Genomic DNA, 25,637 nt, shown 5'->3' on the forward strand with positions numbered 1-25,637 from the left:
CGGCGGCAGCCTTCGGGCTGTTGCCGTTCGCGGCATATGTGGTGCTCTTCCTGCTCGTGCCTACCCTGATCGCAGTCGGAAGCGGCTTCGTCGACGAGTCCGGGTTGTTCACGCTCGACACTGTGGCCGCGCTGGGCAACCCGGTCGTGAGAGACGCCTTCGCCGCGTCATTCGGACTGTCGGCACTCACCGCCGTTGTGGGTGCGATCGTCGGTGCCCTTGCCTGCTACGGCTTGCTCGGCGCGCGCGCGAACGGCCCCCTCCGCGCCGTCGTGGACTCCCTCAGCGGCGTGCTCGCCCAGTTCGGCGGCGTCATGCTGGCCTTCGCGTTCGTGGCGACCATCGGCATCCAGGGTCTGGTCACCGTGATCCTGCGCGACACCTTCGGCGTCGACATCTTCGCCGACGGGGTATGGCTCTACGAACTCCCCGGCCTCGTGCTGCCCTACATCTACTTTCAAGTTCCCCTGATGATCATCACCTTCCTGCCCGCGCTGCAGGCGCTCAACCCGCACTGGGCCGAGGCCAACGCAACCCTCGGCGGCAACCGGGCCACCTACTGGTTCCGGATCGCGTTCCCGGTGCTGGCGCCCTCGTTTCTCGGCAGCCTGCTGCTGCTCTTCGCCAACGCGTTCTCCTCCTATGCGACCGCCGCCGCGCTCACCAGCCAGGGATCGCAGATCGTTCCGCTGCAGATCCGCTCGGCCCTGACCAGTGAAACCCTGCTTGGCCGGGAGAATCTCGCCGGGGCGTTGGCGCTCGGCATGATCCTGGTGATGTTCGTCGTCATGTCCGGCTACTCGGCGTTGCAGACACGGGCGGCCCGGTGGCAGCGATGAAGGCGGTGGCGCACACCCCCACCCGGCTGGCGCGCGGCCTCATCCTCGGCAGCATCGGCCTCCTCTTCGCCATCCCCATCGTCGCCATGGTGGAGTTCACCCTGCGCCGCGGCCTCGCCGGCGGCCACGACCTCTCCCGCTGGACGGCCCTGTTCCAGGGTGGCTTCGCCGGCCCGTACCGTTCGGTTCTCGTCGCGCTCGGGAACTCGGTCGGCCTGGCCGTGGGCACCGTCTCGATCGTTCTCCTGCTGCTGGTGCCGACCCTGCTGCTGGTGCACCTGCGGTTTCCCCGCCTGCGCCGCGTGATGGAGTTCGTCTGCATCCTGCCCATCAGCATCCCGGCCATCGTCCTCGTGGTCGGCCTGGCCCCGGTGTACTCGGTGCTCGCCCGCCTGCTTGGCAGCGGCGTGTGGACCCTCGCGTTCGCCTACGGCATCACGGTGCTCCCGTTCGCCTACCGGGCCATCCAGACGAACCTCGACGGCGTCGACGTGTGCACGCTCAGTGAGGCGGCCCGCACGCTCGGCGCGGGCTGGCTGAGCGTGCTCGTGCGGGTACTGATCCCGAACCTGCGCCGTGGCATCCTCGCCGGCGCGTTCATCTCGGTCGCAGTCGTGCTCGGCGAATTCACGATCGCCTCCCTGCTCAACCGCATCACCCTGCAGACCGCGCTCGTTGTCGTGAGCAAGGCCGACCCCTATACGGCCGTCATCCTGTCTCTGCTCGCACTCACCTTCGCATTCCTGCTCTTGCTTGTCATCGGGCGTCTCGGCACGGTTCGCGCCGGCAGCCGGCGACGGCCCACCACCGGAGGTCAGCTATGAACCAGCACCAGCTTCGGACCCAGAATCAGAACCGGGACCGTTCGGCGGCGACCGCTCCGGCGGGAGCCTCGGTGCGCTTCGCGGGCGTGGTGAAGGACTTCACCGGCCACCGTGCCCTGGCCGGCTTCGATCTCACCCTGCACGCGGGCGAGTTCGTCGCCCTGCTCGGCCCGAGCGGCAGTGGCAAGACCACCGCGCTGCGGGTATTGGCCGGGCTCGAATCCACGGATGCCGGAAGCATCCTGATCGACGGAGCCGACGTGTCGACACTGCCGACGAGCCGGCGCGACCTGGGCATGGTGTTCCAGTCCTACTCGCTGTTCCCGCACCTCAGCGCGGGCGAGAACGTCGAGTTCGGCCTGCGCATGCGGAAGGTCCGCGGCGAGGAACGGCGCGCCCGAGCGGCCGCGGCCCTCGCCCTGGTCGGGCTCGACGCCCACTACGACCGCTTCGCGCACCAGCTCTCCGGAGGTCAGCAGCAACGGGTGGCGCTGGCGCGCGCCCTCGTCACCGAGCCCCGGGTTCTCCTGCTCGACGAGCCGTTGTCGGCCCTTGACGCCCAGGTTCGGGTGGTGCTGCGCGAGGAGATCCGGCGCATCCAGACCGAACTGGGCATCACGACCCTGTTTGTCACGCACGACCAGGACGAGGCGCTCGCCGTGGCCGACCGCGTCGCCGTGATGCGGGCGGGTTCCATCGAGCAGGTCGGAGCACCGGAAGAGCTCTATACCCGGCCGGCCTCGTCGTTCATCGCGGACTTCGTGGGGCTCAGCAATCGACTGGTCGGCGTGGTGCGCCACGGGTTCGCGCGGGTTCACGGTGCCTCTCTGCCGCTACTCGACCCCTCGCAGGCGGATGGCGCTGTGTCCGTCTCCGTGCGGCCGGAAGACCTCGAATTCGGCGCTGCGGGGGCACCGGGCGTCGTACTCTCGTCGAGTTTCCACGGCTCGCTCCGGCGCACGAGAGTGCGCCTGGACGACGGCGCGTCGCTCGTCGTGCAGCACGGCGCGCGGCTGCATCCGTCGGCCGGGGACCGGGTTCTGGTGCGGTTCACGGGCGCGCCCGTCTCGGTCGACCCGCTCCCCTCTCCGGCGTAGTGACCGGTCCGGGGCCTGAGGCAGAGAGCACCTTTGGCCCATACCGGAGACGGCACGTGTGATTGCCTAGACTGATGCCGTGATGGAAACCGACGGAAAACCCGCCCGCAGCGGCTTCTTCGGCGTGTTCGGACGCCGCCGCACCGTACCCCCGATCCTGGTCGAGCTCCCGCCCTCGCACGGCTACGGAATCGACGAGAACCTGCCGGCCGGCATCCGACTCGCCGCCGCCTGGTCCTGGCGCCTGCTCGCGCTCGCCGGCGCACTTGCTGTCTTCATCTTCATCGTCATCCAGCTGCGGTTGATCGTCATCCCGCTGCTTGTGGCCGTGCTGGTGTCGGCACTGCTCGTGCCCTTCGTCGGATTCCTGGTGCGACACCGATTTCCCAAGGCTCTCGCGGTCGTGGTCGCTCTGATCAATACCTTCGCGATCCTCGGCGGACTGATCACGCTGGCCGTGAAGCAGATCGCCATCGGCACGGTCGGCCTGAACGACAGGCTCGCCGCCTCCTACGAGAGCCTCAAGGCCGTTCTCCTGGCGTCGCCGCTGCAGCTGACCGAACCGGAGCTCAACGCGTTCCTCGGCCAGGCCTGGGACGCCATTCAGGCGGACAGCCAGGTTTTCGTCTCCGGGGCGCTCTCCGTGGGGTCCTCGCTCGGCCACCTGGTGACGGGTTTCCTTCTGGCGCTGTTCAGCCTGCTGTTCATCCTGATCGATGGCAAGGGCATCTGGTCCTGGATCGTGCGCCTGTTCCCCCAGGGCGCGCGCGCGGCCATCGACGGCGCGGGGGTGGCCGGCTGGACCACGCTGGGGAACTTTGCCAGGGTGCAGATCCTGGTGGCGTCCATCGACGCGATCGGCATCGGGGTCGGGGCCGCACTGCTGGGGGTTCCGCTCGCCATCCCGATCGGCGTGCTCGTTTTCCTCGGCTCGTTCATCCCCATCGTCGGCGCCGTGGCCACGGGCGCGGTGGCGGTCGTGATCGCCCTGATCTTCAACGACTGGGTGGTGGCTTTGCTGATGCTCGGCGTTGTGCTGCTGGTGCAGCAGATCGAGGGTCACGTGCTACAGCCCCTGATCATGGGTACGGCGGTCAAGGTGCATCCACTGGGTGTCGTTCTCGTGGTGGCGGCCGGCGCCCTGCTCGCGGGCATCGCCGGCGCCCTCTTCGCCGTGCCGATCGCTGCCGTGCTCAACGTCATGATCAGCTACATCAACAGCGGGGCGTGGCGATCCGAGCAGACCGCCTCGGCACCCGTCTTCGCCTCCTCGTTGTGGCAGACCGTCCCGCAACGCCCCGGTTTCCGCCGACCGGCATACCGCCTCGAGAAAAGTGCCTCCCATGACTAATGTCTCGCTCGTCGGACCGACCCTGGCCGATTTCGAGTCCGCCCGGGATGTCGTTGGTCGGGTCGCCGCCGTCACCCCGATGGAAACGTCCCGCTACCTCTCGGAGCTCCTCGGCGCGCCGGTCCTCCTCAAGTGCGAGAACCTGCAGCGCACCGGGTCCTACAAGATCCGCGGCGCGTACAACCGGATGTCCAAGCTCACCGACGAAGAGAAGACCCGCGGCGTCGTGGCCGCCTCGGCCGGCAACCACGCCCAGGGCGTCGCCTTCGCGGCGCGGGAGCTCGGCATCCAGGCCACGATCTTCATGCCCGTCGGCGTCGCCCTGCCCAAGCTGCAGGCAACCCGCGACTACGGCGCGCACGTCATCCTGCGCGGAAATACGGTGGCCGAGCCGCTGCTCGCGGCCGCGGAGTGGGCCGCCGAGACCGGCGCCATCCTGATCCCGCCGTTCGACCACGCGGATGTCGTCACCGGCCAGGGCACCGTGGGTCTGGAGATCCTCGACCAGGTTCCCGACCTCGCCACCGTGATCGTTCCGATCGGCGGTGGCGGCCTCATCTCCGGTGTCGCCAGCGTGCTCAAGCAGCGCGCGCGCCGGGACGGCCGCCAGATCCGGGTGATCGGGGTGCAGGCCGCCAACGCGGCCGCTTACCCTCCGTCCCTCGAGGCCGGCCGGGTGCTGGAGATCCAGATCATGCCGACCATCGCCGACGGCATCGCGGTGGCCAAACCGGGCCTGCTCAATTTTGAGATCGTGCGTGATGCCGTCGATGAGGTCGTCACCGTCACCGAGGACGACACGGCTCGTGCCCTCCTGGTGCTGCTCGAGCGCGCCAAGCTCGTGGTCGAGCCGGCCGGCGCGGTCGCCGTGGCGGCGATCCTCGCGGGCAAGGTCACCGCGACCGGCCCGACGGTCGCAATCCTCAGCGGGGGAAACATCGACCCGCTGCTGATGCAGCGCGTGATCAGCCATGGTCTCTCGGCATCCGGCCGCTATCTCACGTTGCGCATCATGCTGCCCGACCGTCCCGGGCAGCTGGCCCGCATCTCGGAGCTGCTCGCCGAGGCGCACGCCAACGTGATCGAGGTTCTCCACACGCGGCACGGTGTGGGGCTTCAGATCAGCGAGGTCGAACTCAACGTCAGCGTCGAGACTCGCGGGCCCGACCACCGCCAGCTCGTCGTGGATGTGTTGCGTGCGGCCGGATACGACCCGCAGATCGACTAGCGGGGGAGCTTCGACGAATCGTGCGTCGTGGATTTGACGCTCGTGACGGTGCCGTGACTCTAACGAATTCGACGGAGATTTTGCCCGGATCGGCTCCAGAAGCCCCGAGAACTCGCATTTTCCGCAAAATCTCCGTCGAATTGGTTCGACGACGGGAGCCAGGCGGGGCGCGGCGCGAGCGGGGGCCCGGTGCGGCTAGTTGCCGGTCCAGGTCTCCACGAGGAAGATCTCGACGGCGATTTCCTTGCCGGTGGGCGTCACGTACGACGTTGTCGCTCCGACGGCGAGGCCGATGATCGCGGTGCCGAGCGGGCTCTGCTCGCTGAAGACGTCGAGGTCGCTGTCCCCGGCGATCTCGCGGCTGCCGATCAGGAAGCGGGTCTCATCGCCGGCGATCGTGGCCGTGATCACGGTTCCCGGCTCGACGACGCCCCGGCTTTTCGGCGCATGGCCGACCTCGGCGTTGCGCAGCAGCAGAACGAGGGTGCGGATGCGGGCCTCCATCTTCCCCTGCTCATCCTTGGCCGCGTGGTAGCCCGAGTTCTCCTTGAGGTCGCCCTCCTCGCGAGCCGATTCGATCTTCTTCGCGATCTCGACGCGCCCGACGGTGCTGAGCGTGTCCAGCTCTGCGGCGAGGCGGTCGTGGGCCTCCTGCGTCAGCCAGGTGACCGTGGTTTCGGTAGTCATGGGTGGAATCTCCTCATGCTTGTTCGTGCTCGTTCGATGCCCGTGCGGGTGAACCCGCAGATATACAACGGACGCCCCGACGATCACGTCAGGGCGAAGTCATCAGTCTAGGTCAGCCAGCAGCGGTAAATCAATCCGGTGTTGCTCTGCTCGGTGGTGCGCACATCCGTCGTCGTCGACCGCGAATACACGATGCTCGCGGGCAGGTCGACGACTTTCCAGCCAACCACCGTGAAACTCTCGTTGAGCGCCTGAACCGCGCAGCTGGCGGTGCGGCCGACCGGGATGGACGCCTCGAACGTGACGCTCACAGTGTTTTCGTCGATGATGCTGTGACGGATGTCCCGGGTCTCGATCAGAGGCTGCGACGCCCCCAGTCCCACCCAGACCACGAAGCCCAGGAGGATTGCCGCGAGGGAGCCGGCTGAGACGAACAGAACGCGGCGGTCTCTCGTGCCCCGGTTCGGGGCGCGCCCGTACCGGCTGTCGAGGTTGCTGCTCAGGGCCACTCAGACTCCACACTCACGGATCAACGATTAGTCTTGGTACCAAGGTTATCTGGCATTTCTGAGGAGTTTCATGACGCTGCGACTCTTGGCGGTGCACGCCCATCCCGACGACGAGTCGAGCAAGGGCGCCGCGACCTATGCCCACTACCGGCGTCTCGGCGCCGAAGTGATGATCCTGAGCTGCACGGGCGGCGAGCGGGGGAGCATCCTGAATGAGGCTCTGCTCGGCCATCCGCTGGCCGAGCGCGACCTGCCGGGACTGCGCCGTCTGGAAATGGCAGAGGCCCAGCGGGCCCTCGGCGTGCAGCACCGCTGGCTCGGCTACGAGGACTCCGGCATGAACGAAGACGGTTCGGTGCCCCCGAACTCGTTCGCGGACATCCCGGTGGCGATCTCCGCCGAACCGGTCGTCCGGCTGATCCGCGAATTTCGACCGCAGGTCCTGGTGACCTACGACGAGAAGGGCGGCTACCCGCATCCCGACCACATCCGCTGCCACGACGTGTCGATGGAGGCCTACCGTGCCGCCGCCGAACCGACCCGGTACCCGGATGCCGGTGAGCCCTGGCAGGTCGAGAAGCTCTATTACGATCGGATTTTCAACCTCGAACGCGTCGACGCCATGTTCCTGGAACTGAGCGTCACGGAGCCGGACTCGCCCCTGCTGGAGCCGCTCGGAGCGGCCAGGGAATGGATGAAAGACTACCCGAAGCTGGCCACGACCCATGTGCCCGTCGGTGACTTCCTCGAGGTGCGGGACGCGGCGCTTCGAGCCCACGCGAGTCAGGTTGCCCCCACCAGCAGTTTCTTCTTCTGGCCGAACGACCTCATCCGCGAGGCGTGGCCCTATGAAGACTTCCAGCTCGTCGAATCGAAAGTGGACACCGTGATACCTGAATCCGACCTCTTCACCGGAATCCGGGACGACTCGTGAGCGGCCTGATCCTGGCTCCCCTCGTGAGCATCGTTTTGGCCGCCACCCCACCGCCGGAGTTCGACCCGAACACGGTGACGCCGGGCCCGGAAGGCTTTGTGGCGATTGCTCTGGTCGCCGTGGGAGCGGTGCTGCTGGCGATGGACATGGCCCGCCGAGTGCGCCGCAACACCTACCGCGCCGAGATTCAGGAACGTCTGCAGGCGGAGATGGCCGCACAGAAGGCCGCAGAGGCCGGAATCGCCGACAAGGACTAGCGAACTACGGGTGGATCGGGTTCGTCGCGATGATCATGATCGCCGCCCAGTGGCAGAGGAAAGCCACCACGGTCAGGGTATGGAAGATCTCGTGGAAGCCGAATACGCCCGGCAGCGGGTTCGGCCGCTTCATGCCGTAGATGACGGCGCCGACCGAGTAGCAGAGCCCGCCGACCATGATCAGTGTCATCATCGCTGCGTTGGCCTGGAAGAAGTCCACGATGAACATCAGCGCTCCCCAGCCGAGTGCCAGGTACAGCGGAACGTAGAGCCAGCGTGGGGCGTGGATCCAGAACACCCGGAACGCGATTCCGAGGAGGGCGCCGCCCCAGACCAGCGACAGAAGCAGCGTGGACTTGGCGGGCGGTAGGGCCAGCACGGCGATGGGCGTGTAAGAGCCCGCGATCAGCAGGAAGATGTTGGCGTGGTCGATCCGTTTGAGGATGACCTTCGTGCGCGGACTCCAGTCGAACCGGTGGTACAGCGCCGAATTGCCGAACAGCAGCATCGAGCTGAGCACGAACACGAGCGAACTCCACCGGGCCGCGCTGCCCTCGGCCGACAGGAGCAGCACGATCCCGGCCGCGATCGTGATCGGGAACGTGCCGGCGTGGATCCATCCTCGCCAGGTGGGCTTGACGTCCACCTGCGGGGGCAGGTCGTCCTCGAACAACGGCAGGTTGGGGATGTCATCCGCTGAGGCCATGCTGCAAGAATAGGACAGTGTGCATGCCGCGCGCGGTACGCGACGCTCCCGAGTGGGCTAGCGTAACTGTGTGCAGAAACGGGAAGTTCCTTGGGCGCGCGGCATTCTCTACGGGGTCTATCAGCGTCGGCTTCGTCGCGGGCTGACGCCGGATGTGCTTCCAAACCACGTCGCCATGATCATCGACGGCAACCGGCGCTGGGCCAAACAGCTCGGGTTCGACTCCGCCGCCCACGGGCATCGGGCCGGTGCCGCCAAGATGCGGGAGTTCCTCAAGTGGTGTGACGACCTCGGCATCTCCGTCGTCACGCTCTACCTGTTGTCGTCCGACAACCTCACCAACCGGCCCAGCGAAGAACTCGCGGAGCTGACGAAGATCATCGCCAAGCTCGCGGAGGAGTTGTCCCGGTACCGCGACTGGCGGGTGCAGCAGGTCGGCTCGAAGACCGGACTGCCCGAGCCGCTGGTGGCCGCACTGAACGCCGCGGAAGCGCGCACGGCCCGCAAGAAGGGGCTGCACGTCAACCTTGCCGTCGGCTACGGCGGGCGCACCGAGATCACCGACGCCATGCGCAGCATCGTGGGAGCGCACCTTGCCAGCGGCGGCGTGCTCGAGGACCTTGCGGAGACGCTGACCCCGGATCTGATCGGCGCGCACCTGTACACGGGCGGCCAGCCCGATCCGGACCTGGTCATCCGCACGTCGGGGGAGCAGCGCATCAGCGATTTCATGCTCTGGCAGAGCGCACACAGCGAGTTTTACTTCGTGGAGGCGCTCGGGCCTGACCTCCGCCAGGTCGACTTTCTGCGCGCCCTGCGCGATTTTGCCCGACGCCAGCGCCGCTTCGGAGGGTAGGGGCACCTCATGACGGCTCTCGAACGGTTCCTTGACGGGTTCATCGCGGAACCCGGATACCTCGACTATGCCCGGATCGGCCCGCTGTCGGCGGGTGTGGTCGCCGAAACCCTCGGCCAGACCGAGATGCTCTCGCGGGCCCGGTTCGGCAGCCTGGACCACTTCCAAGCCCAGGACGAGCGGCTGCGCACCGCCGTGGCCCGGGCGACCGGATTCCGCGCCGACCAGGTCGTTTCCGAGCCCAACACCACCACCGGCGTGATGCAGGCCATGTTCGGCCTGACGGGGGCGGTGCTGCTGTCGTCGGGTGACTTTCCCACGGTCCCGTTCGCGGCCGTGCGCGCCGCGGAGGCGCTGCGGGTGGTCACCCCGCTCTGGCTGGAGACCGACCACGGCCGCGTCACCCCTGGGCAGATCCGGGAGCAGCTCACCCCGGCCACTGCCGCAGTGGCGGTCTGCCTCGTCGATTCCCGCACCGGCCATCGCGTGGACCTCGAGGGCATCCGTCAGGTCATCGGCGACCGTTTGCTCATCGTCGACGCCATCCAGGGTTTCGGCGCAGTGGATGTCCCCTACGAGGTGGCAGACGTTGTCGCGTCGGGCGGGCAGAAATGGTCCAGGGCCGGCTGGGGCACCGGGTTCCTGGCTCTCAGCGACCGTGCGGTGGAACGCCTGGTCCCCGTGTTCTCCGGTTTCGCCGGTACCGACGTCCCCGAGCCGTGGGACGAAGTGTTGCCGCCGAGCCGCAGCGCAAACGCGTTCCGGGTGAGCAATGGCGACGCCATCGCCCAGGCCCGGTTCGCGGCCGCCCTCGAGGAGGTGGCCGAGGTCGGTATCCGTGCCATTGAAGATGCGATCGCCGTGAACGTGTCGCTTCTGATCGATCTGGCGGACGAGTTCGCTGTGCCCGTGGTTTCCTCCCGAGACGACCGGGAGCGGGCCGGCATCCTGGTGCTCGAGCCACCGGCGAGCCAGCTCACGCTGCTGAGCATCGCGCTGCACAACCACGGGGTGACGGCGACGACCCGCAACGGCACCGTGCGGCTGAGCACCCATGCGGCGCTCAGCCCGGACACGGTCGACATGCTGCGCGGGGCGTTCACCTCGTATGCGACCGCCGTGACCTACTGACGACGGCTCGGTGAACATTGTTTCGAATGGGCGTGTCGCTCTTCCCCTGGAGCGTGCGGGTAAGTAGCGTCATGCTTATCAGGTATGGCGCCTGATCGAGACGGCCACATAAGTACGGCTCGAGAACCCTGTGGCCGCTCGCCAACACAATCTGTGCCTCACGGGGCACGGGGTGGGAGTGGTTGTGACCGCTAATCAGATCGATAGCAAGGGTTCTAACCAGAGCGCGTCGGCGACGGGGCAGACCGAATGCACGTACGTTCTTGACACCTCGGTTCTGCTCTCCGATCCCAAAGCGATCTTCCGTTTCGCGGAGCACGCCGTCGTGCTCCCCGTCGTGGTGATTGCGGAGCTCGAGGCCAAGCGCAACGACCCGGAGATCGGCTACTTCGCCCGCCAGTCACTGCGGTTGCTTGACGAACTGCGGGTGAAGCACGAACGGTTGGACTTCCCGATCCCGGTCGGTGACGGCGGCAGCCTCCGCGTGGAGCTCAACCACTCGAACATGTCGGTGCTTCCGTCCGGACTGCAACTCGGTGACAACGACTCCCGCATCCTGGCCGTGGCCCTGAATCTCGCCCACGACGGCTTGAATGTAACCGTCGTCTCCAAAGACCTGCCCCTGCGGGTCAAGGCGGCCTCGCTCGGCCTCACCGCAGAGGAGTACCGTCACGAACTTGCCGTGGACTCCGGCTGGACCGGCATCGACGAGATCACCCTGGGCTCGAACCTGATCGACGAGCTCTACGACAAGGAGGTCGTGCACACCCGTCTCGTGCAGGATATGCCCGTGAACACGGGCCTGGTCATCCACTCCGACCGCGGTTCGGCGCTCGGCCGGGTGACCGGCAACGGCGCGATGAAGCTCGTGCGCGGCGACCGGGACGTTTTCGGGCTGAAGGGACGCTCGGCGGAACAGCGGCTCGCCATCGACCTGCTGCTCGACCCGGAGATCGGTATCCTGTCACTGGGAGGTCGGGCCGGCACGGGGAAGTCGGCGCTCGCCCTCTGCGCCGGGCTCGAGGCCGTGCTGGAACGCCAGCAGCACCGCAAGATCATGGTCTTCCGGCCGCTCTACGCGGTCGGCGGCCAGGAGCTGGGGTACCTGCCCGGCGACGCCGCCGAGAAGATGAGCCCGTGGGCCCAGGCGGTCTTCGACACACTCGGGGCCATCGTCTCCGAGAACGTGCTGGAGGAGGTCATCGAGCGCGGCATCCTCGAAGTCCTGCCGCTGACGCACATCCGCGGCCGGTCCCTGCACGACGCTTTCGTGATCGTCGATGAGGCTCAGTCGCTCGAACGCAACGTGCTACTCACGGTGCTCAGCCGGATCGGGCAGAACTCGCGGGTGGTCCTCACCCACGATGTGGCGCAGCGGGACAATCTGCGGGTCGGCCGCTTCGACGGGGTGGCGTCGGTGATCGAGACGCTCAAGGGACATCCGCTCTTCGCCCACATGACGCTCACCCGCTCGGAGCGGAGCGCGATCGCCGCCCTCGTGACCGAGATGCTCGAGGGCAACGAGGTGCGCTAGCGCCCTGACGAATTCGACGGAGATTTTGCCCCAGAAGCCGCTTTCGGTACGAAAACAGGCAACCGGAAGCAAAATCTCCGTCGAATTGGTGAGCGCTGAACGGACAAGGAGCTGCGCGAGTGAGAAAGCGTGGGGCTACTTCGCCTGAGGCGGGCGGGTCATGCTCAGCACGTCGAGGGCGGTGTCGAGCAGTTCGAGGGTGACCTCGCCGCGCTCAACGAAACCGAGCGCGATGACGGACTCGCGCACGGTCACCCCTTCGGCCACCGAGTACTTGGCCACCTTGGCCGCGGCCTCGTAGCCGATGACCCGGTTTAGAGGAGTGACGATGGCGGGGGAGGACTCGGCCAGCGCGCGCGCGCGCTCGACATTCGCCGTGAGGCCGTCGACGGTCTTGTCGGCGAGCACGCGGGCCGCGTTCGAGAGCAGGCGGATCGACTCGAGCAGGGCGGTGCCCATCACCGGGATCGCGACGTTGAGCTCGAACGAGCCCGACGCGCCCGACCAGGCGATGGTGGCGTCGTTGCCGATCACGCGGGAGCAGACCATCAGCACGGCCTCGGGGATCACCGGATTCACCTTGCCCGGCATGATCGAGGAGCCCGGCTGCAGGTCGGGGATGTTCAGCTCGCCGAAGCCCGTGTTGGGGCCCGAGCCCATCCAGCGCAGGTCGTTGCAGATCTTGGTGAGGCTCACCGCGATGGTGCGAAGGGCGCCGGATGCGTCCACCAGGCCGTCCCGGTTGGCCTGCGCCTCGAAGTGGTCGCGTGCCTCGGTGACCGGCAGTTCGGTCTCCTCGACGAGCAGCTCTATCACGAGCTGCGGGAACCCGGCGGGCGTGTTGATGCCGGTTCCGACCGCAGTGCCGCCGAGGGGGACCTCCGCGACGCGGGGAAGCGCGGTGCGCACGCGCTCGATGCCGAGGCGCATCTGCCGCGCGTATCCGCCGAACTCCTGGCCGAGGGTGACCGGGGTGGCATCCATCAGGTGGGTGCGGCCGGCCTTGACCGCGCCGGCCCACAGCTCGGCCTTGGCCTCTAAGGCCACAGCCAGGTGGTCGAGTGCGGGGACGAGCTCGTCGATGAGCGCGCTCGTCACGGCGAGGTGCACGGATGTCGGGAACACGTCGTTGGAGGACTGAGACGCGTTCACGTGGTCGTTCGGGTGCACCGGGCGCCCGAGGCTGCGGGTCGCCAGGGTCGCGAGGACCTCGTTCATGTTCATGTTCGAGGAGGTGCCGCTGCCGGTCTGGTAGACGTCGATCGGGAACTCGGAGTCGTAGCGACCGGTGGAGACCTCGTCGGCGGCGGCGGCGATCGCGTTGGCGATGTCGACGTCCAGTACCCCTAGTTTCGCGTTCGCCAGGGCGGCGGACTTTTTGATACGTGCCAGGGCGGCGATCTGGGCGGGCTCCAGTACCGAGCCGGAGATCGGGAAATTCTCGACGGCCCGCTGCGTCTGCGCCCCGTAGAGGGCGGCGACCGGAACCCGGACCTCGCCCATCGTGTCGTGTTCGATCCGGTACTCGGCTTCAGCGGTCTTGTCCACCACGGTGTGTATTACCTTTCGGTTGGGAATCTCTTCGGTACGGGAACGCGCGGCGACGGCCTGGGCGGCTCGTCGCGGGCGGGCTGCTCGGCTAAACCACGCCGACAACGATGTCGGGCACGGCACGGCCTTCGAGCAGCCGGTAGTTCGCCCCGACGATAGCCAATGTACCTTCTGCCACGGCCGCCCTGATCATCTCAGAGCGCTCGAGCAGTTCGGACACCGTGTCGCGAAGGTGTTCGCGGCCGACGGCGAGGGCGTCGACCAGCTCGGGATCGATCGACGTCGCATCCTTGGACCCCGCCACCCGGCGGACGGCCGGCACGATCTTCTCGATGATCCGGCTGATGTGCGCGGGCAGAGGTTGCGCGTCGGCGGCCTGGGAATCGATGGCGGCGCGCACGGCCCCGCAGCCGTCGTGGCCGAGCACCAGGATGAGCGGCACACGCAGCACGGCGACCGCGTATTCGAGCGAGCCGAGCACCGAATCGGAGATGACCTGACCGGCATTGCGCACGACGAAGAGGTCGCCGAGGCCCTTGTCGAAGATGATCTCGGCGGCCAGCCGCGAGTCGCTGCAGCCGAACAGGGCCGCGTCGGGGGTCTGTACGAAGGCGAGTTCGGCTCGGCGGTCCACATCCTGGCGCGGATGCCGCGGCTCGCCGCTCACGAAGCGGTCGTTTCCACGCTGCAGGTCGGTCCAGACGTCTGCCGGTGTTGCTGCCTCGCCCATTACTGTCCCTCGGTGCTGTTGGAACTGATCTGTTCGGCCAGCACTGCGGCCAGGACGGCGAGTTCCTCGTCATCGGCGGTGCCGACGAGGAGGTAGGTACTGTCGCCGGCCGTGGTCACCAGAGCGGATTCGAAATTGCCGCGGTCATCTTCCGGTGCGGTGTTGCGGTAGACGTCCCAGGTGACTCCGGCGATCATGACGGTGCCGGCGACCGGAGCATCCTGCAGCTCGTCGGCGAGCCAGCTCGGGTTGGCGCCGAGCGCTTGGGTGAGGCCGATGAACTCGGTCTTGGCCGTGATCAGGCCGATGTACCAGGACGGGATCTTGTCGCTTCCGCCCAGGCGCCACTGCGCGGCGTTGGCCGTCCACCCACTCGGCAACTCCGGAACCAGCAGGGGATCGGTGAGGCCGGGTTGCACCTGCGCGGCGACGGCGGCGAAATCGACGTCGCGGTTCTGCGGGGCGTCGCTGCGCGGCACCAGCAGCACGAGCACCAGGACTGTGCCCAGTGTGGCCAGCAGGGACAGGACCAGATTGTTCACGGTCTTGTGGGAGCGGTACTTGCGGGAGTTCTCGGCCAGCCGGGTGCGGGTTTCATCCGGCGTCTCCGGGCGACCCAGCTCTGCGACGATTCGGGGCGCGCGCTTGGCGGGGCTCATCCGGCTGTCGCGGCGGAGTCGACTTGGCCTGCCCTGGCGGCATCCAGTCTGGCTTTCGCGCCGATCAGCCACTCTTCGCAGCGGCGGGCGAGAGCCTCACCTCGTTCCCACAGCGCGAGTGATTCCTCCAGCGACGAGGCTCCCTGCTCGAGGGCGTTCACCACGCGCACGAGCTCATCCCGGGCCTGTTCGTAGCTCAGTGCGTTGATTTCGTCTGGTGCCGAGGTCATGGTGTCCATTCTAATTTCTCATTCGACGGTGTCGGGTCGGAGGTTGCCGCGTCCGCGGTGGCCGCCAGAGCGCCCTCGGCGAGCGTGATCAGGAGTTTCGTCTGCGACGGTGCCTGCCCGGGCGAGCGCACCACCTGGCCGCCCTGCAACTGCACGATCGAGTAGCCGCGGTCGAGGGTGCCCTGGGGGGAGAGGGCGCGCAACTGGGAACGCAGGTCGACGATCACCGCTCCGGCCCGCTCGACCGCCCGGTCGACCAGCTCGGCGCCGCGGGCGACGTAGCGGGTGAGGTCCTCGGATCGGGAATCGATGATCCACTCGGGGGTGCTCAGCACCGGGCGTGAGCGAAGCTGGCCGATCCGGTCGACCTCGTGCGCGAGGATACCGGTCAGCCGGTTGCTGAGGCGGGCCCGGGCCTGCTGTACCCGGTTGAGTTCGTCGGAGACGTCCGGCACGACGCGTTTGGCGGCATCCGTCGGCGTCGACGCGCGCAGGTCGGCCACGTCGTCGAGCAGCGGCCGGTCGGCCTCGTGGCCGATCGCGCTGACCAGCGGGGTCGTGCAGGCCGCCGCAGCCCGGATCAGCGTCTCGTCGCTGAAGCCGAGCAGGTTCTGGAAGTCGCCGCCGCCGCGGGCGACGATGATCACGTCGACCTCCGGGTCGGCGTCCAGCCGCTGGATGGCCGCGGTCACCTCGGACACCATGCGGTCACCCTGCACGGCGGCGTAGGCCAGGTCGAAAGTGACGGCCGGCCAGCGCAGCTGGGCGTTGCGGATGACGTCTTTCTCAGCGTCGGAGTCTTTGCCGGTGACCAGGCCGATGCAATGGGGGAGGAAGGGCAGCGGCTTCTTGCGGGACGCGTCGAACAGACCCTCGCCGGCCAGCCGATTGCGCAGCCGTTCGAGCCGTTCCAGCATGTCGCCGAGGCCCACGTGGCGCATCTCGAGCATCTGCATGGTGAGAGTGCCGCCCTTGACCCAGTAGTTGGGTTTGACGAGGGCGATGACCCGGTCGCCCTGCTTGAAGTCGCTGGTCAGCTTCGCGCGCACCGACGACCAGATCGTGAAGCTGACCGTGGCGTCTTCGGTGAGGTCCTTGAGCTTGCCGTAAACGTTGCCGCCGCTGGCGCCCCACTGGGTGATCTCGCCCTCGACCCAGGCCGTGCCGAGGCGCTCGATGTAGCCGCGGATCTTGTTGGCCAGCAGCCCGACCGGCCAGGGGGTCTCGAGGGTGGGTGGTGCGTCCGTCATCAATCGTTCCTCCCACGGACTGCACAGTCGGCCCCCATAAGATGAGGAGGTGACTATCAGTACGGATTCGCCTGTGATCGGCCTTGGCATGCCACGGATTCCCCGCGCACGCAACAGGCTCAAGGATACCCCGGTGCTCGGACGCAAACGGGTGCTGCTGGCCGCCCCGCGAGGCTACTGCGCCGGCGTGGACCGTGCCGTCATCGCCGTCGAGAAGGCCCTCGAACTGTACGGCTCCCCCGTGTATGTGCGCAAGCAGATCGTGCACAACATCCACGTGGTCTCCGAGCTGGAGAAGAAGGGGGCGATCTTCGTCGAGGAAGTCGACGAGGTGCCCACCGGCTCCCACATCGTTTTCAGCGCCCACGGCGTGTCCCCGGCCGTCGTCACCGCGGCGGCGGACCGCGGCCTGCTGGCAATCGACGCCACCTGCCCACTGGTCACGAAGGTGCACCGTGAGGCCGTGCGCTTCGCCCGGGACGACTTCCAGATCCTGCTGATCGGCCACGAAGGCCACGAAGAGGTCGAGGGAACCGCGGGGGAGGCACCCGAGCACACCACGCTCGTCGGGAGCCCTGACGACGCCGACACCATCGAGGTGCGCGACCCCGACAAGGTGGTCTGGCTGTCCCAGACCACGCTGAGCGTGGACGAGACCATGGAAACCGTGCGTCGCCTGCGTGCCCGTTTTCCAAATCTGCAGGATCCCCCCAGCGACGACATCTGCTACGCCACCCAGAATCGCCAGGTGGCGATCAAGAAGGTGGCCCGTGATTCGGACCTCGTCATTGTGGTCGGCTCGGCGAACTCGTCCAACTCGGTGCGACTGGTCGAGGTGGCGCTGGAGTACGGCGCCCGGGCTGCCTACCGCGTGGACTTTGCCAGCGAGATCCAGCAGGAGTGGCTCGACGGGGTTGTCACCGTGGGCGTGACCAGCGGGGCATCCGTGCCCGACGAACTCGTGCACGAGGTGCTCGCCGATCTGGCCGAGGCCGGCTACGGCGACATCGAAGAGATCAAGACGGCCGAGGAGGACCTGCTGTTCTCGCTGCCGAAGGAACTGCGCAAGGACCTGGCCGGCAACGCGGATGCCCGCGGTCTCGGCGGACGGGTCAGCAGCTAGGAACCGGCCAGCCGCGTTCACCACGAAGGCCCCCGTCGATCAGATCCAGGATCTGACCGACGGGGGCCTTCGTGTACGCCGGACCCGGCAGAATGGCGTCGTCTACAGCTGGCCGTAGACGTCCATCAGGTTCGGGTCGTTGAGCAGCGTCGGGTCGGTGGCCAAAACCGCGGTGGTGAAGGCGATGAACACGAACGCGGACAGGACCGCACCGATCAGCGGCACGTAGAACGCGCGCTTGCCTCGGACCAGCAACAGGATCACGCCTGCGGCTGTGGCCAGCCAGATCAGGGACACACCGATGATCCCGGCCGTGACCAGCCCGGCCGCGGAGGGATCCGGCTCATACGCGGCGAGATCCAGCTGGGTATGGAGCAACTGAATGGACTCGGTGATCATCGTGAGCATGCTGACCGCGAAGAACGTGAACAGGAGCCCGAGGACGAGCAGGCTCAGAGTCACCGGCCGGTCCCAGGCCGGCGCGGTTCCGGCCGGGCGCACAGCCCGCTCGGGGGCCGCGGACGGCCCCGGAGCCGGCGGTGTGGCGAGCGTGGGCTCATCCGGGGTAGGAGTCCAGCTCCAACCCTCGGGCGCAAGCTCACCGTACTGGGGACGGGGCCGGGAATCCTCCGGAGGGGTTCCCGAAGGAGTCGACGAAGAATTCTCGGCCATCGTCATCCGGTGCTAGCTGTTCGAGTGGCCGGCGGAGCCGAGCTGGCGGGTGGCGTCGGCGACGCGAGCGGCCATGCCCGTCTCGGCAACCTTGCCCCAGGCGCGCGGGTCGTAGACCTTCTTGTTGCCGACTTCGCCGTCAACCTTGAGCACGCTGTCATAGTTGCTCAGCATGTAGCCGGCGACCGCGCGGGTGAACGCGTACTGGGTGTCGGTGTCGATGTTCATTTTGACGACACCGTTCGCGACGGCCTCGGCGATCTCGGCGTCGGTCGAGCCTGACCCACCGTGGAAGACCAGGTCGAGCGGCTTCGGGCCGCTACCCAGCTTGGTGGCGACGCCGTCCTGGATCTCCTTGAGGAGCTCCGGGCGCAGCTTGACGTTGCCGGGCTTGTACACGCCGTGCACGTTGCCGAAGGTGAGGGCAGCCATGTAGCGGCCGTTCTCGCCCATGCCGAGGGAATCGATCAACGAGAGCGCGTCGTCGAGTGTCGTGTACAGGTTCTCGTTGATGTCGCCCTCAACGCCGTCTTCTTCGCCGCCGACGGCGCCGATCTCGACCTCGAGGATGGCGTTGATCGCCTGGGTGCGCTTCAGGATGTCCTTGGCGATGTCCAGGTTCTCTGCCAGCGGGATGGCGGAGCCGTCCCACATGTGCGACTGGAAGATCGGGTTGCGGCCGGCCTTCACCTCGTCTTCGGAAGCGGAGATGAGCGGGAGGACGAAGTCCTCGAGCGCACCCTTGGGGCAGTGGTCCGTGTGGAGTGCAACGGTAATGGGGTAATTGTCGGCGACGGACTGCACGAAGCGCGCCATCGCGAGCGCACCGGATGCGCGGTTCTTGACCGTGTGGCCGGCGAAGTAATCTGCGCCACCGGTGGTGACCTGGATGATGCCGTCAGAGCCGGCTTCGGTCAGGCCCTGAAGGACGGCATTAATGCTTTGAGAAGACGAAACGTTGAACGCCGGGTAGGCGAACCCCTTCGTCTTGGCCTTGTTGAGCATCTCGGCATACTGGTCTGGGGTTGCGATGGGCATTGTTGAGTCTCCTCGATTGAACCGTTTCGGTCTTCTCATCCTACCGAGGTGGGTCTCCGGGCGTGCCAGCGAGCGAACACCCCCGCGACGAAGAGCGGGCGCTAGGCTGAACAAGGCAGCACCGACACCGGTGCCGGCCCAAAGATGGGTCTTGCCACTGCCGCACTCTTCGTCCGGGAAGGACCATCTGTGAACAGCCCCGAAGTCGCCCCCAATTTCATGCACCCCGACCGCAACCTTGCGATGGAATTGGTGCGGGCCACCGAGGCCGCAGCGATTCGTGCGGTCCCGTTCATCGGCCGCGGCGACAAGAATGCCGCGGACAAGGCAGCCGTCGACGCCATGCGCGTCTTCCTCGGCACCGTGAACTTCGACGGACTCATCGTCATCGGCGAGGGTGAGAAAGACGAAGCCCCGATGCTCTTCAACGGTGAGCGTGTCGGCAACGGAACCGGACCCGCCTGCGACATCGCGGTCGACCCGATCGACGGCACCAGCCTCACCGCCGCCGGACGCCAGAATGCCCTCTCCGTGATCGCGGTCTCCTCCCGCGGCACCATGCTCGACGCGTCATCCGTGTTCTACATGGACAAGATCGTCACGGGCGCCGCCGGGCGCGGAGTCGTCAGCCTCGACGCCCCGATCGGCGACAACATCCGTGAGCTGTCGAAGGCAACGGGCAAGCCGGTCGGCGAAATGGTCCTCGCCGTGCTCGACCGTCCCCGCCACGCCGAACTTATCGACGCCATCCGCAGCGCCGGAGCGGGCACGCGGCTGATGAGCGACGGCGACGTCGCCGGCGGCATCAACGCGGCTCGCTGGGAAACGCGCATCGACATGTGCGTCGGCACGGGTGGCAGCCCGGAAGGCATCACCACGGCCTGCGCGCTCAAGGCCATCGGCGGCTACATGCAGGGACGCCTGGCACCGAAGGACGACGCCGAGCGTGCGGGCGCCGTCGCGGCCGGCCTCGACGTCGACAAGCTGCTCGAGCTGGACGACATGGTCAGCGGCGACAACACCTTCTTCGTCGCCACGGGCGTGACGGATGGCGGACTCGTCGACGGCGTGCGCCGCCAGGGCCCGATCATCCGCACCGAGAGCATCGTGCTGCGCTCGAAGTCCGGCACCACGCGTCGGGTGATCGCCGAGCACCTCGCCTCGAAGTGGCTCTAGGCGCTCGGCTTTAGCTACCTGCAAGGCCGAAAATCGCCGTTCCGACGGCGATTTTCGGCGTTATCGGCGATTCTCGGAGTCAGTCAGTGCGGCGGCCTCGAGTGCGGCGGCCTCGAGTGCGGCGCTTTCGAGTACCGCGGCCTCCAGCTCCGACACGAACTCCCAGGCGGCCAGTTCGCGCGGGGTGTCCTCGATGCCCGCCAGCGGCGCCAGCACCTTGGACTCGTCGAGGGCGTTGAGCTTGCGTGCGGTGGGCAGTACCTGGCGTTCCATCGAGCCGACGAAGCCGTTGTAGTCCTTCACCGTGCGCTCGATCGACCGGCCCAGTTTCTCGATGTGCGTGGCCGTGGTGGCCAGACGGCCGTATAGCTCCCGACTGAGGTCGAACAAGACTTTTGCGTCATGCGTGAGAACGTCCTGCTGCCAGGTGAAGGCCACCGTCTTGAGCACCGACCACAGGGTCACCGGGGAGGCGAGGGCCACCCGTTTCGAGAACGCGAATTCCATGATCGAGGGGTCGGCCTCCAGCGCCGAGGAGACCAGGGACTCGCTCGGGATGAAGGCGATCACGATCTCCGGGGAGGCCTCCAAGCCCTGCCAGTAGGCCTTGCTGCCGAGGGCGGTGATGTGGTCGCGCACGGCCTTGACGTGCGCTTTCATGTAGACGGCCCGCTGAGCTCCCAGGGCACCGGTGGCGGTGACCGGGATCTGGCTGGCTTCGAGGAACGCCGTGAACGGCACCTTCGCGTCGACGGCGATGTTCTTGCCGCCGGGCAGGTGCACGACCATGTCGGGGCGGCCGGCGCCGGCGTCGGAGGTGATGCTCGACTGCACGTCGAAGTCGACTCGCTCGATCAGGCCGGCGGCCTCGACCACGCTGCGCAGCTGGGTTTCGCCCCAGACCCCGCGCGTGTTGTTGGCGCGCAGGGCCGACGCGAGCGACTCGGCGGTGCTCCGTAGGCGCTCCTCCGACTCGGTCGCCGACCGCAGCTGCTGGCTGAGCTCGCCGTGTTGCAGGCTGCGCTGGGCCTCGAGCTCGGCGACCTTCTGCTGCATGTCCTGCAGGCTCTCCTTGACCGGGGCGAGGGCCTGGAGCACCTTGCTTTCCTGATTCTGTTGCTCGGTGCGCGCGTCCTGGTCGTTGCGCTGGCGGTCGCTCAGTTCGCGGTATTGCCGCCCCGCGTCGACGACCTGTCCGCGCAGGGCGTCGGCGGTGGCCTGGACTGAGGCCAGCTCTTCGCGCAGGATGGACTGGATGCCGGCCTCTCGGGCGTACACCTCGGCCAAGGCCACCTGGTGCCGGGCCTCGATGACGAGGGGATCGGTGCCGGACGAGCCTCCGTTGCGGCGCTCGGCGGAACGCGCAGTGAGGACCACAGTGAGCAGGGTGCCGAGCAGGGCGCCGACGACAAGGCCGAGAAGAAGACTGAACCAGGAATCCATGGTTCTACTCTGCCAGTGGCCACAGACATTGCCCGAGCCGGCGCCCCAAGGATGCCTAGTTCAGCGCCATCGGGCCGTGCGTGGCGGACTTCTCCTTCGTGGCGACCGGCCCGATGGCGCCGATCTTCACGCCGGTGATCTGCGCCAGCTCCTCGAGAGTGCCGGCCCCGTGCCGGTCGGCGGCGTGGATCATGATGGCCGCGCAGGCCTCCGCGTCGGCCAGGGCGTCGTGGTGGGCGAAACCCTCGAAGCCCGCGGCCATCGCGGCCACCGGGAGCCGGTAGGAGTCGAGGTGGTAGGTGCGGCGGGCCACCTGGAGGCTGCAGACGTAGTTGAAGTCGGGCACGACCAGCCCGGCGACCGTGGAGGACGTCTTGATGACCCCCAGGTCGAACCCGGCGTTGTGCGCCACAAGGTGGTCGTCGCCGGCAAAGGCGACTAGGTCGGGAAGCTGCTGCGCCCAGGTGGCCGCACCGGCGACATCCGTCGGCCGGATGCCGTGGATCTTGATGTTCCAGGCCAGGAAGACGTCGTGCCCGACGGCCGGCTTGATGAACCAGGCGATGCGGTCGACGACCTTGCCGTCACGGACCTTCACCAGCCCCACCGAGCAGGCCGAAGCGCTGGAGGAGTTGGCGGTCTCGAAGTCGATGGCGGTGAAGTTGACTGGCACCGCTTCATCCTGTCACGGGCCGCCGACAGCGCGTCGCCGCTGTGCCGACCGGCCTCGGGTCGCAGACGGTACGATTGACTTTCGTGGCTCTTACTATTGCAATCGTCGGACTGCCCAATGTTGGCAAGTCCACCCTCTTCAACGCGTTGACCAAGAACAACGTGCTCGCGGCGAACTACCCGTTCGCCACCATCGAGCCCAACGTCGGCATCGTCAACCTGCCCGACCACCGCCTGGCCAAGCTGGCGGCGGTCTTCGGTAGCGAGCGTCTGCTGCCTGCCCCGGTGTCGTTCGTCGACATCGCCGGCATCGTGCGCGGCGCCAGCGAGGGGGAGGGGCTCGGCAACAAGTTCCTCGCCAACATTCGAGAGGCTGACGCCATCGCGCAGGTCATCCGCGGCTTCGCCGACCCCGACGTGGTGCATGTCGACGGTGCCGTCGACCCAGCCGGCGACATGGAGACGATCAACACCGAACTCATCCTCGCCGACCTGCAAACCCTCGAGAAGGCGGTCTCCCGCTTCGAGAAAGAGGTCAAAGGGCGCAAGCTTCCCCCCATCGTGCTGGAGACCGCGCTCAAGGCGCAGGCCATCCTCGACGCCGGAGCGCCGCTGTCATCGGCCACGCTCGACATCGAGCCCATCCGCGAGCTGGGCCTGCTGACGGCCAAGCCGTTCATCTACGTGTTCAACGTCGACGAGGCGGTGCTGCAGGATGCCGGGAAGCTCGCTGTTCTGGCCGCGCTGGTGGCCCCGGCCAACGCCGTGTTCCTCGACGCGAAGCTCGAATCCGAGCTCAGTGAACTCGACGCCGAGGACGCCGCCGAGATGCTGGCGTCCACCGGCCAGGCCGAGAGCGGGCTCGACCAGCTCGCCCGCATCGGCTTCGACACCCTCGGCCTGCAGACCTACCTCACGGCCGGCCCCAAGGAAACACGCGCCTGGACCATCCGAAAGGGCTGGACCGCTCCGCAGGCCGCCGGCGTCATTCACACCGACTTTCAGAAGGGCTTCATCAAGGCGGAGATCTTCTCCTTCGACGACCTGATGAAGGCCGGTTCCGTGGCGGAGGCCCGCTCCAGGGGCAAGGCCCGCATCGAGGGCAAGGAATACATCATGCAGGACGGCGACGTGGTGGAGTTTAGGTTCAACGTGTAGCGCGTTCCTCTCTTACTCGTAGCGAGCGGTCCTGTCGACTCCAGCACGCACGGAACCCCCGTCGGGAGATGCTCGCACAGGCGGTCCTGACTGCCGGTGACGCAACCCGGTTGAGTGACACTAATGTGGAACCAGGTTCTGAGAACTAAATCGGGGGAAATCGGATGTCAGTTCACGTTTCCGAGCGCCGGCGGCTTCCCGTCGTAGCTGTCGCGGCAATCGGGCTGCTGCTCCTGTCGGGGTGTGCACGTCAGGGGCCCGATGCGCCGATAATGAATCCGACGAGTTCCGTCGGCCCGACGGCCAGCACGACTGCACCGACACCGACACCGACACCGACACCGACAAAGCTCGCGATGGACCTAGCCGACCCGGCTTCGTGGATCATCGGCTTCACCAGCGTGGGACCGCTGGTGATCGGGGATAATATCAGCGCGACGGACCGGTTGATGACCGCCTTCTCCAGCAGTGCCGTTTTCGAAGGCTGTCCGTCGATCCTCTCCTTCGACCGGCCCGGATTTCCCAATCTGGTCATCGCCGACAGTTCCGACAACGGCCTCGTAGAGCTGATCGCCTTGGAGGGAGGGCCGACTTCCTCGGACTTCACCGCCACATCGCCGCGCACGACCGCTGGAATCGGGATCGGCACCACGCTCGATGAACTCAAGACCGCATACCCCGCGATCACCTACCAGGACGACCATTTCACTCCCCACTACACGTTGACGGACGGGAACGGGAATTGGATCAATTTCGCTACATCTGAAGGCCTAGTGAACAAGATCGTCGTTCGCCCCATGCCTGTCATTCCCAGAGAAATCTGTGGCTAGATCACTCAGTGACCAGCACTGGTGTAAAAAAGTCGGACTGCATCATGGTTTTCGGTAACGGAATGCGACGAAGTTCAGGTTCAATGTTTAGGCTCTAGCTCCCAGCGTTAGTCATCACAGCAGCAGCAATCGAAGGAGTCCATCGTGCCTGCCATCGCCATCATCGGAGCCGGACCGGGACTCGGCGCAGCAGTTGCGCGAAGGTTCGGGCGCGAAGGCTTCTCAATTGCCCTGATCGCCAGGAACCAGTCGAAACTAGACGCTATGGCAGCCGAGCTCACCGCTGCCGGCTTCACCGCGAGTGCTTACCCTGCTGATGTCCGCACGCCGGCGTCGCTCGAAGCTGCCCTTGAGCGTGCCGAGGCAGAGCTCGGGCCCATCACCGCGCTGCAATATAGCCCGCTCCCATCGCGCGACTACCTGAAGCCGGTGCTTGAGATGACTCCGGAGCTCGCTCTGGAGGCATTGCAGTTCTCGGCTCTCGGGCTCATCCACGCGGTGCGTACGGTGCTCCCCGCAATGCGGCAGGCAGGAAGCGGCAGCATCATCATGATCAACGGCGGAACCTCGGTTAAGGCCCGCGCTGACTTCGCAGGTACATCGGTCGCCTTCCCGGCTGAGAGCGCCTACGGTGAGATGCTCCACGACGCGCTCGAGGGTGAGGGAGTCCGTGTCAGCCAACTCGTGATCCCGGGAGGCATTCCTCAGCTTCGGCTTGTCAATGGCATCGACGGCGTCGCCGATCGGATTTGGGGCCTCCACGCTAATGCTGGTCCGTTCCGCACACTGCTCATCCCGCTCGAGGACGGTCGGGAGTAGGGGGCACTCCGCTGCTGGCAGCGACGATGCGGAGATAGCCAGGAGGGCACGAAACGTGGCTCTAAAGGTTGCTCTGCGATGCCACTCCGGGGAGTTCGCTTCAACGTGTAGCCCGCTCCGGGTTGGGCATGACAACGGTCGAGAGTCTGTATCCGTCCGACTTGGTGCGGGAAGTGGGACACATCGTCATGTCTGCGGCGTGCGTCGAGGACGAGGCAGGTGAGTTGATCCAGCTCGTGGCGAGTAGCCCGAGTTGGTAGCGCTAGTCCAGGCACCTGGTAGCGCAGTACTGACGAGGTGGTAGCGGCCCGGGCTTTGTGCCCGGGCCGCCTC

27 protein-coding genes are annotated in these 25,637 nt (G+C 67.0%); 15 read left to right on the plus strand and 12 right to left on the minus strand.

The window, feature by feature from the left end; translation table 11 throughout:
• The first annotated feature begins 17 nt into the window (after positions 1-17).
• The 5 genes from E3T40_RS15905 to ilvA all read left to right on the plus strand — a co-directional run bounded on the left by E3T40_RS15905 (position 18) and on the right by ilvA (position 5,339).
• Entirely contained in the window at positions 18-839 is an 822-nt protein-coding gene (locus E3T40_RS15905; RefSeq protein ID WP_370287953.1) for an ABC transporter permease, read from the plus strand.
• On the plus strand, positions 836-1,663 hold the full coding sequence (locus tag E3T40_RS15910) for an ABC transporter permease (protein ID WP_134544815.1): 828 nt from the start codon (positions 836-838) through the stop codon (positions 1,661-1,663). Before E3T40_RS15905 ends, E3T40_RS15910 begins: the two co-directional genes overlap by 4 nt.
• Positions 1,660-2,760: an ABC transporter ATP-binding protein gene (locus tag E3T40_RS15915; RefSeq protein ID WP_104170840.1), complete on the plus strand. Its 1,101-nt coding sequence runs from the start codon at positions 1,660-1,662 to the stop codon at positions 2,758-2,760. The genes E3T40_RS15910 and E3T40_RS15915 overlap by 4 nt, the downstream gene beginning before the upstream one ends.
• Before the next feature lie 82 nt (positions 2,761-2,842).
• Positions 2,843-4,111 (plus strand): AI-2E family transporter, encoded by a 1,269-nt coding sequence (locus E3T40_RS15920; protein WP_104170841.1) that lies wholly within the window; start codon positions 2,843-2,845, stop codon positions 4,109-4,111.
• Entirely contained in the window at positions 4,104-5,339 is a 1,236-nt protein-coding gene (ilvA, locus tag E3T40_RS15925; RefSeq protein WP_104170842.1) for a threonine ammonia-lyase, read from the plus strand. Before E3T40_RS15920 ends, ilvA begins: the two co-directional genes overlap by 8 nt.
• A gap of 195 nt (positions 5,340-5,534) precedes the next feature.
• On the opposite strand, the gene greA is transcribed toward ilvA, so the two are convergent.
• The gene (gene greA, locus E3T40_RS15930) at positions 5,535-6,026 is read right to left on the minus strand and encodes a transcription elongation factor GreA (RefSeq protein ID WP_104170843.1); all 492 of its coding nucleotides are present in this window, start codon (positions 6,024-6,026) and stop codon (positions 5,535-5,537) included.
• Positions 6,027-6,133: 107 nt separating this feature from the next.
• Entirely contained in the window at positions 6,134-6,535 is a 402-nt protein-coding gene (locus E3T40_RS15935) for a DUF4307 domain-containing protein (RefSeq protein ID WP_134544779.1), read from the minus strand.
• 70 nt (positions 6,536-6,605) lie between these two features.
• Between E3T40_RS15935 and mca the strand changes: the two genes are divergently transcribed.
• Positions 6,606-7,469, plus strand: coding sequence for a mycothiol conjugate amidase Mca (gene mca / locus E3T40_RS15940; RefSeq protein WP_174843682.1), 864 nt, complete (start codon positions 6,606-6,608; stop codon positions 7,467-7,469).
• Positions 7,466-7,726, plus strand: a complete 261-nt coding sequence (locus E3T40_RS15945; RefSeq protein WP_233191388.1) for a hypothetical protein — start codon at positions 7,466-7,468, stop codon at positions 7,724-7,726. The genes mca and E3T40_RS15945 overlap by 4 nt, the downstream gene beginning before the upstream one ends.
• A 4-nt stretch (positions 7,727-7,730) precedes the next feature.
• On the opposite strand, the gene E3T40_RS15950 is transcribed toward E3T40_RS15945, so the two are convergent.
• Positions 7,731-8,432 carry a hemolysin III family protein gene (locus E3T40_RS15950; protein ID WP_134544782.1) on the minus strand — a complete coding sequence of 234 codons (702 nt, stop codon included), beginning with the start codon at positions 8,430-8,432 and terminating at the stop codon, positions 7,731-7,733.
• A 70-nt stretch (positions 8,433-8,502) separates the two neighbouring features.
• On the opposite strand from E3T40_RS15950, the gene E3T40_RS15955 reads away from it, so the two are divergent.
• The 3 genes from E3T40_RS15955 (at position 8,503) to E3T40_RS15965 (ending at position 11,953) form a co-directional block, all read left to right on the plus strand.
• Positions 8,503-9,288 carry an isoprenyl transferase gene (locus E3T40_RS15955; RefSeq protein WP_104100852.1) on the plus strand — a complete coding sequence of 262 codons (786 nt, stop codon included), beginning with the start codon at positions 8,503-8,505 and terminating at the stop codon, positions 9,286-9,288.
• Between the two features lie 9 nt (positions 9,289-9,297).
• Complete coding sequence (locus E3T40_RS15960; protein WP_134544785.1) at positions 9,298-10,419, plus strand: aminotransferase class V-fold PLP-dependent enzyme; 1,122 nt, start codon at positions 9,298-9,300, stop codon at positions 10,417-10,419.
• A gap of 199 nt (positions 10,420-10,618) precedes the next feature.
• Positions 10,619-11,953 (plus strand): PhoH family protein, encoded by a 1,335-nt coding sequence (locus E3T40_RS15965; protein ID WP_241981812.1) that lies wholly within the window; start codon positions 10,619-10,621, stop codon positions 11,951-11,953.
• A 135-nt stretch (positions 11,954-12,088) separates the two neighbouring features.
• On the opposite strand, the gene E3T40_RS15970 is transcribed toward E3T40_RS15965, so the two are convergent.
• The 5 genes from E3T40_RS15970 to xseA all read right to left on the minus strand — a co-directional run bounded on the left by E3T40_RS15970 (position 12,089) and on the right by xseA (position 16,373).
• Positions 12,089-13,504, minus strand: a complete 1,416-nt coding sequence (locus E3T40_RS15970) for an aspartate ammonia-lyase (RefSeq protein WP_104195374.1) — start codon at positions 13,502-13,504, stop codon at positions 12,089-12,091.
• A gap of 88 nt (positions 13,505-13,592) precedes the next feature.
• On the minus strand, positions 13,593-14,234 hold the full coding sequence (locus E3T40_RS15975) for a carbonic anhydrase (protein WP_104170848.1): 642 nt from the start codon (positions 14,232-14,234) through the stop codon (positions 13,593-13,595).
• Positions 14,234-14,893 (minus strand): DUF4245 domain-containing protein, encoded by a 660-nt coding sequence (locus E3T40_RS15980; protein ID WP_104100857.1) that lies wholly within the window; start codon positions 14,891-14,893, stop codon positions 14,234-14,236. The genes E3T40_RS15975 and E3T40_RS15980 overlap by 1 nt, the downstream gene beginning before the upstream one ends.
• A complete protein-coding gene (locus E3T40_RS15985) occupies positions 14,890-15,123 on the minus strand; it encodes an exodeoxyribonuclease VII small subunit (RefSeq protein WP_347232351.1) in 234 nt (77 codons plus the stop codon). Before E3T40_RS15985 ends, E3T40_RS15980 begins: the two co-directional genes overlap by 4 nt.
• Positions 15,120-16,373, minus strand: coding sequence for an exodeoxyribonuclease VII large subunit (xseA, locus tag E3T40_RS15990; protein WP_134544790.1), 1,254 nt, complete (start codon positions 16,371-16,373; stop codon positions 15,120-15,122). Before xseA ends, E3T40_RS15985 begins: the two co-directional genes overlap by 4 nt.
• An 88-nt stretch (positions 16,374-16,461) precedes the next feature.
• On the opposite strand from xseA, the gene E3T40_RS15995 reads away from it, so the two are divergent.
• Entirely contained in the window at positions 16,462-17,496 is a 1,035-nt protein-coding gene (locus E3T40_RS15995) for a 4-hydroxy-3-methylbut-2-enyl diphosphate reductase (RefSeq protein ID WP_104170888.1), read from the plus strand.
• 102 nt (positions 17,497-17,598) lie between these two features.
• On the opposite strand, the gene E3T40_RS16000 is transcribed toward E3T40_RS15995, so the two are convergent.
• Positions 17,599-18,168: a DUF6264 family protein gene (locus E3T40_RS16000; protein ID WP_134544792.1), complete on the minus strand. Its 570-nt coding sequence runs from the start codon at positions 18,166-18,168 to the stop codon at positions 17,599-17,601.
• A gap of 12 nt (positions 18,169-18,180) precedes the next feature.
• Positions 18,181-19,206, minus strand: a complete 1,026-nt coding sequence (fbaA, locus tag E3T40_RS16005) for a class II fructose-bisphosphate aldolase (protein ID WP_134544795.1) — start codon at positions 19,204-19,206, stop codon at positions 18,181-18,183.
• A gap of 219 nt (positions 19,207-19,425) precedes the next feature.
• On the opposite strand from fbaA, the gene glpX reads away from it, so the two are divergent.
• A complete protein-coding gene (gene glpX, locus E3T40_RS16010; RefSeq protein ID WP_233191397.1) occupies positions 19,426-20,382 on the plus strand; it encodes a class II fructose-bisphosphatase in 957 nt (318 codons plus the stop codon).
• 60 nt (positions 20,383-20,442) lie between these two features.
• Here the strand turns inward: glpX and rmuC are convergent, their stop codons facing one another.
• Both rmuC and E3T40_RS16020 read right to left on the minus strand, forming a co-directional pair.
• Complete coding sequence (rmuC, locus tag E3T40_RS16015; RefSeq protein ID WP_134544797.1) at positions 20,443-21,825, minus strand: DNA recombination protein RmuC; 1,383 nt, start codon at positions 21,823-21,825, stop codon at positions 20,443-20,445.
• Between the two features lie 55 nt (positions 21,826-21,880).
• Positions 21,881-22,498, minus strand: coding sequence for an exonuclease domain-containing protein (locus E3T40_RS16020; protein WP_104170854.1), 618 nt, complete (start codon positions 22,496-22,498; stop codon positions 21,881-21,883).
• Between the two features lie 83 nt (positions 22,499-22,581).
• Between E3T40_RS16020 and ychF the strand changes: the two genes are divergently transcribed.
• From ychF to E3T40_RS16035, 3 genes are all read left to right on the plus strand, one after another.
• Entirely contained in the window at positions 22,582-23,655 is a 1,074-nt protein-coding gene (gene ychF, locus E3T40_RS16025) for a redox-regulated ATPase YchF (RefSeq protein WP_134544800.1), read from the plus strand.
• A 272-nt stretch (positions 23,656-23,927) separates the two neighbouring features.
• Positions 23,928-24,485, plus strand: coding sequence for a hypothetical protein (locus E3T40_RS16030; RefSeq protein WP_206750364.1), 558 nt, complete (start codon positions 23,928-23,930; stop codon positions 24,483-24,485).
• A 144-nt stretch (positions 24,486-24,629) separates the two neighbouring features.
• Positions 24,630-25,304, plus strand: a complete 675-nt coding sequence (locus tag E3T40_RS16035; protein WP_134544806.1) for an SDR family NAD(P)-dependent oxidoreductase — start codon at positions 24,630-24,632, stop codon at positions 25,302-25,304.
• Positions 25,305-25,637: the final 333 nt, after the last annotated feature.

The sequence above is a fragment of the Cryobacterium sp. TMT1-19 genome (assembly GCF_004403055.1).
Lineage (GTDB): Bacteria > Actinomycetota > Actinomycetes > Actinomycetales > Microbacteriaceae > Cryobacterium > Cryobacterium sandaracinum.

Coding starts and splice junctions, on each gene's coding strand:
- fbaA (WP_134544795.1), bottom strand. CDS start 19,206: ATGCCCATCGCAACCCCAGACCAGTATGCCGAGATGCTCAACAAGGCC.
- E3T40_RS15920 (WP_104170841.1), top strand. CDS start 2,843: ATGGAAACCGACGGAAAACCCGCCCGCAGCGGCTTCTTCGGCGTGTTC.
- rmuC (WP_134544797.1), bottom strand. CDS start 21,825: ATGGATTCCTGGTTCAGTCTTCTTCTCGGCCTTGTCGTCGGCGCCCTG.
- E3T40_RS16000 (WP_134544792.1), bottom strand. CDS start 18,168: ATGGCCGAGAATTCTTCGTCGACTCCTTCGGGAACCCCTCCGGAGGAT.
- E3T40_RS15975 (WP_104170848.1), bottom strand. CDS start 14,234: ATGGGCGAGGCAGCAACACCGGCAGACGTCTGGACCGACCTGCAGCGT.
- ilvA (WP_104170842.1), top strand. CDS start 4,104: ATGACTAATGTCTCGCTCGTCGGACCGACCCTGGCCGATTTCGAGTCC.
- greA (WP_104170843.1), bottom strand. CDS start 6,026: ATGACTACCGAAACCACGGTCACCTGGCTGACGCAGGAGGCCCACGAC.
- E3T40_RS15985 (WP_347232351.1), bottom strand. CDS start 15,123: ATGACCTCGGCACCAGACGAAATCAACGCACTGAGCTACGAACAGGCC.
- E3T40_RS15995 (WP_104170888.1), top strand. CDS start 16,462: ATGCCACGGATTCCCCGCGCACGCAACAGGCTCAAGGATACCCCGGTG.
- E3T40_RS16030 (WP_206750364.1), top strand. CDS start 23,928: ATGAATCCGACGAGTTCCGTCGGCCCGACGGCCAGCACGACTGCACCG.
- E3T40_RS15950 (WP_134544782.1), bottom strand. CDS start 8,432: ATGGCCTCAGCGGATGACATCCCCAACCTGCCGTTGTTCGAGGACGAC.
- xseA (WP_134544790.1), bottom strand. CDS start 16,373: ATGACGGACGCACCACCCACCCTCGAGACCCCCTGGCCGGTCGGGCTG.
- mca (WP_174843682.1), top strand. CDS start 6,606: ATGACGCTGCGACTCTTGGCGGTGCACGCCCATCCCGACGACGAGTCG.
- E3T40_RS15980 (WP_104100857.1), bottom strand. CDS start 14,893: ATGAGCCCCGCCAAGCGCGCGCCCCGAATCGTCGCAGAGCTGGGTCGC.
- E3T40_RS15910 (WP_134544815.1), top strand. CDS start 836: ATGAAGGCGGTGGCGCACACCCCCACCCGGCTGGCGCGCGGCCTCATC.
- E3T40_RS15915 (WP_104170840.1), top strand. CDS start 1,660: ATGAACCAGCACCAGCTTCGGACCCAGAATCAGAACCGGGACCGTTCG.
- glpX (WP_233191397.1), top strand. CDS start 19,426: ATGCACCCCGACCGCAACCTTGCGATGGAATTGGTGCGGGCCACCGAG.
- E3T40_RS15960 (WP_134544785.1), top strand. CDS start 9,298: ATGACGGCTCTCGAACGGTTCCTTGACGGGTTCATCGCGGAACCCGGA.